Origin of the sequence: Pseudomonas sp. fls2-241-TYG-175, assembly GCF_030209155.1 — a bacterium.
GTDB lineage: Bacteria > Pseudomonadota > Gammaproteobacteria > Pseudomonadales > Pseudomonadaceae > Aquipseudomonas > Aquipseudomonas viridiflava.
Genome location: NZ_JARVSO010000017.1, coordinates 141,797 through 149,820 on the forward strand (window position 1 = coordinate 141,797; position 8,024 = coordinate 149,820).

Annotated in this window: 8 protein-coding genes; 3 read left to right on the plus strand and 5 right to left on the minus strand. The window is 58.0% G+C overall.

Going from position 1 to position 8,024, the window contains the following annotated elements:
- Window positions 1–43 precede the first annotated feature (43 nt).
- From QRN20_RS14695 to hemJ, 3 genes are all read right to left on the minus strand, one after another.
- Window positions 44–820, minus strand: a complete 777-nt coding sequence (locus QRN20_RS14695) for an SDR family NAD(P)-dependent oxidoreductase (protein ID WP_025995990.1) — start codon at window positions 818–820, stop codon at window positions 44–46.
- Window positions 821–873: 53 nt separating this feature from the next.
- A complete protein-coding gene (locus QRN20_RS14700; RefSeq protein WP_029243341.1) occupies window positions 874–1,773 on the minus strand; it encodes a DUF805 domain-containing protein in 900 nt (299 codons plus the stop codon).
- A 104-nt stretch (window positions 1,774–1,877) separates the two neighbouring features.
- On the minus strand, window positions 1,878–2,306 hold the full coding sequence (hemJ, locus tag QRN20_RS14705) for a protoporphyrinogen oxidase HemJ (RefSeq protein ID WP_025995992.1): 429 nt from the start codon (window positions 2,304–2,306) through the stop codon (window positions 1,878–1,880).
- Window positions 2,307–2,439: 133 nt separating this feature from the next.
- Between hemJ and argC the strand changes: the two genes are divergently transcribed.
- Window positions 2,440–3,474, plus strand: coding sequence for an N-acetyl-gamma-glutamyl-phosphate reductase (gene argC, locus QRN20_RS14710; protein ID WP_025995993.1), 1,035 nt, complete (start codon window positions 2,440–2,442; stop codon window positions 3,472–3,474).
- Between the two features lie 135 nt (window positions 3,475–3,609).
- A complete protein-coding gene (gene erpA, locus QRN20_RS14715) occupies window positions 3,610–3,960 on the plus strand; it encodes an iron-sulfur cluster insertion protein ErpA (RefSeq protein WP_004885454.1) in 351 nt (116 codons plus the stop codon).
- Between the two features lie 75 nt (window positions 3,961–4,035).
- Here erpA and QRN20_RS14720 read toward each other — a convergent pair whose 3' ends face one another.
- On the minus strand, window positions 4,036–5,130 hold the full coding sequence (locus QRN20_RS14720) for an anhydro-N-acetylmuramic acid kinase (protein WP_122469069.1): 1,095 nt from the start codon (window positions 5,128–5,130) through the stop codon (window positions 4,036–4,038).
- Between the two features lie 3 nt (window positions 5,131–5,133).
- Window positions 5,134–6,561, minus strand: coding sequence for a peptidoglycan DD-metalloendopeptidase family protein (locus QRN20_RS14725; protein WP_029243340.1), 1,428 nt, complete (start codon window positions 6,559–6,561; stop codon window positions 5,134–5,136).
- Between the two features lie 203 nt (window positions 6,562–6,764).
- On the opposite strand from QRN20_RS14725, the gene tyrS reads away from it, so the two are divergent.
- The gene (gene tyrS / locus QRN20_RS14730) at window positions 6,765–7,976 is read left to right on the plus strand and encodes a tyrosine--tRNA ligase (RefSeq protein WP_029243339.1); all 1,212 of its coding nucleotides are present in this window, start codon (window positions 6,765–6,767) and stop codon (window positions 7,974–7,976) included.
- The last annotated feature ends 48 nt before the right edge of the window (window positions 7,977–8,024 follow it).

Genomic DNA, 8,024 nt, shown 5'->3' on the forward strand with positions numbered 1-8,024 from the left:
GAGTGTACTGAGCGAGACAGGGCTCGCCCAGCCATTTTGTGGGTCAGCGCGGGCAGCAGGATTTGTTGATGTAACCGCTGATCTGTCTGGCCAGCCAGCGTGAAACCAGTCGCGGGCTGAACGTCCAGAGCCTGTTGCGCCAGCCCGGTATGATGACGGCGCGGTTCTTCGCCAGGGCCCGTACGGTGTACAGCGCAACTTCTTCGGGGCTCATCATCTTGTCGATATTGACCTTGAGCTGAGCGGTACGGAAAAAAGCCGTCCGGGTCGGACCGGGGCAGAGCACCGATACCTTGACCCCGGTTTTCTTCACTTCTTCGCGCAAGCCTTCGGAAAAGTGCAGGACATAAGCCTTGCTCGCGTAATACGTACTCATCCATGGGCCGGGCTGGAATGCAGCCACCGACGCGACATTGAGTATCTGGCCGCCACCCTGAATCGCCATCAGATTGCCGACGGTGTGACACAGACGCGTCAGCGCCAGAATATTCAGGTCGATCAGATCCTGTTCGACGCCCCAGTCCTGCGCGAGGAATGGGCCGCTGCTACCAATACCCGCTGCGTTGACCAGCAGATCGATCTGATGCGCGCCGTCTTCCAGCTCAAGCAGAAACCCGGAAAGCCGAAGAGGCTCGCCCAGATCGCAGGCGCGAAACAGCACTTCCACGCCAAATCGCTGCGTCAGCTCCAGAGCGATGGTTTCCAGATGATCTCGCTGGCGAGCGACCAGAATGAGGCTGCGACCACGGCGCGCCAGTGCTTCGGCCATGGCCAGGCCTATGCCGCTGGATGCACCGGTGATCAGGGCGTAACGGGTCATGCAGTTCTCCATTGAGCGTAGTGCGGTCGGCAGTCTACCGGGCCATGAGCCTTTTATTGCGAGTCGCTTTCGTCTTCAGGCACATTTTCGGTGTCGGCCTGGCTGGATTGGGCGTTGTCGCGTTGCGCTTCATCGTCATAAGGCAGGGACTGCTCGTACTCGTCGGTCTGCACCTCAATTTCTTCCTTGAGTGTGTTCATCCCGCCGAAAATGCCGCTGACGAGGATGACGGGAATCAGCAGCAACCACAGCCCGGCCAGAACCTTGACGCCGCGTGAGTTGGGCGGCTGCGGTGCCCCGTATGGGTTGGGTCCTTTGGTGCCGGGCATGGCAGTCATCACGAAGGGGAAGACACTGCCCACGAAAGGCACGAGATTGAGCAGCAGAAGCCAGCCTGACCAGCCGATGTCGTGCAGCCGCTGAACGCCCATCATTGAGCTGATGACCACGAATACCATCGCAATGATCGCGATCAGCAGCCCGCCGGCGATCAGTGACTGGCTCATGATCGTGATTGCGATGGACAGCAGCGCCAGGCTGGCAGCGCTCAGCACCAGCGTCCATGCCAGGTAACGCAGACGACCGATCCTTCCGTTGATGCTGAATATTTTGAGCGTTGAGTGCTCGGCGAACTCGGCAGTTCCCACGTGTGATCGAGGTGGCGCATAAGGGGAGGCGGGCGCGGGAAGGTCTTTCTCGTTGATGCTCGCGCTGATTGCCGGATCCGGTTCAATCCGCGCCTCGACGCCAGCTTCATACAGCGCCTTTATGTAGTGCTCGGCCTCGTCGTGGGGCAAGCCCCGCTTGAGTGCAACAGGCTGACCGTTGAACAGTTTTTCGACAGCCGCGGTTTCGCTCTTGAACAGACGCGCCAGATTGGCTTTCGCAACCTCGGGCTCTACGCCATCACGCACCTGTCCTTCAAAAACGATTTTGAAGTGGGTTTCGGCCATACAGGGCTTCCTTGTCTTGAAGTGAGAGCGAGCCAGGCGCATCTGCAAAGGGCAGAGCGCCTGTTATTTGAATGAGACCCGAATGAGCACCATCCAGTCGTGCATCAGAATGGTTTGACGATTACCAGAATGACGATGGCCAGCAGAATCAGGACCGGGATTTCATTGAACCAGCGGTAGAACACATGGCTGCGTCCGTTCTCGCCCCGGGCGAAACGTTTGACCTGCGCGCCGCACACATGGTGGTAACCGATCAGCAACACCACCAGCGTAAGCTTGACGTGCATCCAGCCCTGGCTGAAATATCCGCTTGGATTGAAGCTGATGAGCCAGCCGCCGAAGATCAGGGTCGCGATCATTGCCGGGCCCATGATACCTCTGTACAGCTTGCGCTCCATGATGCAGAAGCGGTCGCGGCTTATGGTGTCTTCGCTCATGGAGTGATAAACGAACAGTCGTGGCAGGTAGAAGAGACCTGCAAACCAGCAGACCATCGAGATGATGTGCAGCGCTTTGATCCATAGATAGAGCATTTTTGGTTATTCCCAGGTTCACGGTGGCCGAATAGTAGAGGCTAGAGTGTCCATACGTCACGTTGTCGGTTGTCGCAGAGGCCATAGGCCCATATTATCGACCGCTTTCCAGTTGTTTCGTTGAGGGCAGGTTATGGTCAAGGTCGGTATCGTCGGCGGCACGGGTTACACCGGAGTCGAGCTGCTGCGTCTGTTGGCACAGCATCCGCAGGCTGAAGTGGTGGTGATTACTTCCCGCTCGGAGGCCGGTCTTCCCGTCGCCGACATGTACCCGAACCTGCGAGGCCATTACGACGGTCTGGCGTTCAGCGTTCCGGATGTTCAGACGCTGGGTGCCTGTGACGTGGTGTTCTTTGCGACACCTCATGGCGTTGCCCATGCGCTGGCGGGCGAGTTGCTCGCGGCGGGCACCAAGGTGATCGACCTGTCCGCAGACTTCCGCCTGCAGGACCCTGTCGAGTGGTCGAAGTGGTACGGTCAACCGCACGGCGCACCGGAATTGTTGCAGGATGCGGTCTACGGCCTGCCGGAAGTCAATCGTGAGCAAATCAAGAATGCTCGCTTGATTGCGGTTCCTGGCTGCTACCCGACTGCAACCCAGTTGGGCTTCCTGCCGTTGCTGGAAGCAGGCATTGCCGATAACACGCGTTTGATTGCCGACTGCAAGTCTGGTGTCAGTGGTGCCGGGCGCGGCCTGAGCATCGGTTCGCTGTACTCGGAAGCCAACGAAAGCTTCAAGGCGTATGCCGTCAAAGGTCACCGTCATCTGCCCGAAATCACTCAGGGGCTTCGCCGCGCGGCGGGTGGTGACGTGGGTCTGACCTTCGTTCCGCATCTGGTGCCGATGATCCGCGGTATCCACTCCACGCTTTACGCGACAGTCACCGACACGTCGGTCGATCTGCAGGCGCTGTTCGAGAAGCGCTACGCCGATGAACCGTTCGTGGATGTAATGCCAGCAGGCAGCCATCCGGAAACACGCAGCGTGCGCGGTGCAAACGTCTGCCGTATCGCCGTGCATCGTCCGCAGGGCGGTGATCTGGTCGTCGTGCTCTCGGTCATCGACAACCTGGTCAAAGGCGCGTCGGGTCAGGCGGTGCAGAACATGAACATCCTGTTTGGGCTGGACGAACGGCTGGGCCTGTCCCACGCCGGTATGATGCCGTAAGACTCGGGATCAAGCGGCAAGCGGGGTTCTGCTCCATTTGCCGCTGCTCTGCAAATAGTTGACCGATTTTCTAGGACAAGCGGATAATGCCCGTCATTACGCATTACGACGGCTTATCGCCGGGAGATATCTGACATGAGTGTCGAATCCTTCACTCCGACGGCTTTGGAATTCACCCCAGGTGCAGCGCACAAGGTGAAGTCTCTGGTCGATGAAGAGGGCAATGATCGCCTTAAACTACGTGTCTTCGTGACGGGGGGCGGTTGTTCCGGCTTCCAGTATGGCTTCACATTTGATGAAGACGTTGCAGACGACGACACCATCGTCGAGCGCGAAGGCGTCAGTCTGGTGGTCGATCCGATGAGCTTCCAGTACTTGGCGGGTGCCGAGGTGGACTATCAGGAAGGACTGGAAGGCTCGCGCTTCGTGATCAAGAACCCGAATGCTTCCACGACCTGTGGTTGCGGTTCGTCGTTCTCCATCTGATCGTACGCTGCAGTTACAAAAACGCCGCTCATTGAGCGGCGTTTTTCGTTCTGGCGCTTTGGATCAGCCGGGGCATCAGGCCGGGTAGATAGCACCCAGCACTCGCAGACCTTTGGCACCGGTCACCGTCGGACGGTTGGCCGGTACGCTTTCCAGACAGCAATGCGCCAGCCAGGCAAATGCCATGGCTTCAACCCAGTCAGGATCGACGCCGAACTTCGCGGTGCTGCTGACACGTGTATCGGGTAACAACTCGGCCAGTCGATTCATCAACGCGGCGTTGTGGGCGCCGCCGCCGCAGACCAGCAGTTCCATCGTGCTCGACTGAGCCGATTGCAAGGATTCGGTGATGGTGAGCGCGGTCAGCTCGAGCAATGTTGCCTGGACGTTTTCCGGTGCCAGGGTCGGCAACTGGAACAGGTGATGGTGCAACCAGCCGAGGTTGAACACCTCACGGCCGGTACTCTTCGGACCCTTGGTCAGAAAGAACTGGTCGCTCAACAACGTCTTCAACAACGCCGCATCTACCTGCCCGCTGGCGGCCCAGGCACCGTCCTTGTCATAGCTCAGATTGCGTTGCGACTGAATCCAGGCATCGAGCAAGACATTGCCCGGGCCGCAATCGAAACCCGTCACCGGGCGATCGGACTCGATCAGACTCAGGTTGCTGAACCCGCCGATGTTGAGTACTGCGCGGTGTTCCTTGTTGTCATCGAACAACGCTTCGTGGAAGGCCGGGACCAAGGGTGCGCCCTGGCCTCCTGCTGCGATGTCACGACGGCGGAAGTCACTGACGACCGTGATTTCGGTCAGCTCGGCCAGCAACGCAGGGTTGCCGATCTGGATGCTGAAACCGCGTGCCGGCTCGTGGCGGATAGTCTGACCGTGGCTGCCGATTGCTCGGATCTGGCCGGCGACCATGTTTTGTTCTTCCAGCAGTTGCAAAACACCCTTGGCAACCAGATGGCACCACTTCTGCTCGGCAATTGCCGCGCGCGTCAGCTCATCCGTGCCACTGGAGCAGAGACCCAGCAATTCCGCATGCAGGTCTTCCGGCATGGGAATGTAGTGGGTTGCCAGAAGTCTTGGTCGGTCGTCTTGCTCCAATAGGGCGATATCAATCCCATCGAGGCTGCTGCCGGACATCACACCTATATAGAAGAAGGCCATGGATTACCTTTTATTCGAGGCCAGCGTGGTGGCCTTTTCCTGATCCATGCGCGCCATCAAAGGTTGGCTTTGCTGCATGAACCGCTGCTTTTCGGACTTGGCGATAGGATCCGCCATCGGAAGTTTCTGGCCCAGTGGGTCGACATGTACGCCGTTGACCTGAAATTCATAGTGCAAATGCGGGCCTGTCGACAAGCCGGTTGTTCCAATATAGCCGATCACCTGACCTTGCTTCACCGATGAGCCGGTTTGTACGCCTTTGGCGAAGCCCTGCATGTGGCCGTACAGCGTGCGGTAGGTATCGCCGTGCTGGATGATCACGGTATTGCCGTAGCCGCCGCGACGTCCTGCAAGAAGGACTTTGCCATCGCCGGTTGCCTTGATAGGTGTACCACGTGGCGCTGCGTAATCGACGCCTTTGTGGGCGCGGATCTTGTTGAGGATCGGGTGTTGGCGACCCATGGAGAACATCGAACTGATGCGGGCGAAGTCCACCGGCGTGCGGATGAACGCCTTGCGCATGCTGTTGCCATCAGCGGTGTAGTAATTGGTGTTGCCCTGCTTGTTGGTGTAACGAACCGCTGTGTAGGTCTTGCCGCGGTTGGTAAAGCGGGCAGACAGGATGTTGCCGGTGCCGACGGGCTTGCCGTTCACGACTTTCTGCTCGTATACCACGTCGAATTCGTCACCCTTGCGGATGTCCTGGGCGAAGTCGATGTCGTAGCCGAAGATGTTGGCCATGTCCATCGTCATACTGTGAGTCAGCCCTGCACGCTGCGCGGATTGCGAGAGCGAGCTGTTGATCACGCCATGGACGTACGCGTTACGAACGTTGGGCTTGCTGACTTCGCGGCTGAACGTGAAACCGCTGGCCGATTTGGACAGGCTGATGGTCTCGAGCTCGCTGAGCTTGGTGTGTAATTGCTTGAGCTGACCATCCGGCGTGAGCTCGAACTGCAGGATCTGGCCGTTCTGCAGCTTGCTGAACTCCTTGGACTGCTTGTCGCTGGCCAGTACTTCATGGACGGTCGTTGCCGGAAGACCCACCTTTTCGAACAGGGTGGACAGGGTATCGCCCTTGGCGACTACGACTTCACGATGATTCGGGTTCTTGGCTGCTTCCGGCGCCGGTTTGGCTGGCTCGGGCTGCTTGCTGGCGGTCTCGGCGGTCTGTTCATCGCCATTGTCGATCTGAGCGAAGGGCGATTCGGAGTTTTCAGGTGTGGCTTGAGCGGCTTGCGGAGCGTCTTGGTCTTGTGCGTTCGGATCTGTGGGCATTTCCAGATCGAGCGCCAGATTGGTTCGTTTGGCTTCAACTTCGCTGGATGGGAAAACGAGGAGAGCCAGGCTCAGCAGGGCAGCAATGCCGCTTGCAGCGAGCAGGTGACTCTTCGGATAAAGCGGGGGCGCTTTAGGCGGTGTGTCTATCATAGGTAATTTTGACTTTGAAAAAGGTGAAATGGAAAAGATGAATGACATGATGAAGATGAAATAACTGTATAAAATATAACCAAAAGCTGCCCGAAGCAACCCTCCCCACGAATCCCTTCTGGAATCGTAGGTGTGCGCTGGGCAAAAACTTGTAATTGGGCTCTGATCTTGTATGGTTGGTTCCCTTTAAATTGGGGGCTGATATGAAGTCGGTTGAAGAGCAGCTGGCGCTGATCAAGCGCGGCGCGGATGAACTCCTGGTCGAGGCCGAACTGGTCGCCAAACTCAAGCGCGGCCAGCCGCTACGCATCAAGGCCGGTTTCGATCCGACGGCACCCGACCTGCACCTGGGTCATACCGTCCTTATTAACAAGCTGCGCCAGTTCCAGGACCTGGGTCATCAGGTCATCTTCCTTATAGGTGACTTCACCGGCATGATCGGTGACCCGAGCGGCAAGAGCGCCACTCGTCCGCCATTGACCCGTGAGCAGGTTCTGGACTACGCCGAGACCTATAAGGCTCAGGTGTTCAAGATTCTCGATCCTGCCAAAACCGAGGTGGCGTTCAACTCCACCTGGATGGACAAGCTCAGTCCTGCCGACTTTATTCGTCTGTCTTCGCAGTACACGGTCGCGCGCATGCTCGAGCGTGATGATTTCGACAAGCGCTATAAAGGCAGTCAGCCGATCGCGATTCACGAATTCCTCTATCCGCTGGTTCAGGGCTACGACTCGGTCGCGTTGCGCGCCGATATCGAGCTGGGCGGTACCGACCAGAAATTCAACCTGCTGATGGGGCGTGAGCTTCAGCGCGCTTATGGGCAGGAGCCGCAGTGCATTCTGACCATGCCGTTGCTCGAAGGGCTGGACGGCGTCAAGAAGATGTCCAAGTCGCTGGGTAACTATGTTGGTATCCAGGAAGCACCGGGCATCATGTACAACAAGCTGGTATCGATGCCTGACTCCTTGATGTGGCGCTACTTCGAGCTGCTGAGCTTCCGCAGCATGGAAGAGATCGAGGGCTTCAAGACTGATTGCGAGGCGGGTGCCAATCCGCGTGACATCAAGATCAAGCTGGCTGAAGAACTGGTCGCGCGTTTTCACGGCGAAGAAGCTGCGGCCAATGCGCACCGCTCTGCGGGTAACCGTATGAAGGAAGGCGAGCTGCCTGACGATCTGCCGGAGATATCGGTAGGGGCTGCTGAAGACATGCCGATCTCGGCCGTCCTTAATAAGGCGGGCCTGGTAAAGAACGCAGCAGTTGCTCGTGATCTGTTGGCTTCCGGTGGTGTGCGTATAGATGGAGAGGTCGTGGATCGCGGCTTTATCTTCAAGCTGGGTTCGACGCATGTCTGCCAGGCCGGCAAGAAGGCTTTTGGGCGCGTTACGCTGGTTTCTGAAGAAAGTTCAAAATAACGGTTGACGCGCTCGTTGAGGTGTCTATAATTCGCCCCACTTCCGGCG

What these genes read in the sequence shown, in the direction of transcription:
- hemJ (WP_025995992.1), bottom strand. Translation starts at nt 2,306, where the DNA reads ATGCTCTATCTATGGATCAAAGCGCTGCACATCATCTCGATGGTCTGC.
- erpA (WP_004885454.1), top strand. Translation starts at nt 3,610, where the DNA reads ATGAGTGTCGAATCCTTCACTCCGACGGCTTTGGAATTCACCCCAGGT.
- QRN20_RS14725 (WP_029243340.1), bottom strand. Translation starts at nt 6,561, where the DNA reads ATGATAGACACACCGCCTAAAGCGCCCCCGCTTTATCCGAAGAGTCAC.
- QRN20_RS14695 (WP_025995990.1), bottom strand. Translation starts at nt 820, where the DNA reads ATGACCCGTTACGCCCTGATCACCGGTGCATCCAGCGGCATAGGCCTG.
- QRN20_RS14700 (WP_029243341.1), bottom strand. Translation starts at nt 1,773, where the DNA reads ATGGCCGAAACCCACTTCAAAATCGTTTTTGAAGGACAGGTGCGTGAT.
- QRN20_RS14720 (WP_122469069.1), bottom strand. Translation starts at nt 5,130, where the DNA reads ATGGCCTTCTTCTATATAGGTGTGATGTCCGGCAGCAGCCTCGATGGG.
- tyrS (WP_029243339.1), top strand. Translation starts at nt 6,765, where the DNA reads ATGAAGTCGGTTGAAGAGCAGCTGGCGCTGATCAAGCGCGGCGCGGAT.
- argC (WP_025995993.1), top strand. Translation starts at nt 2,440, where the DNA reads ATGGTCAAGGTCGGTATCGTCGGCGGCACGGGTTACACCGGAGTCGAG.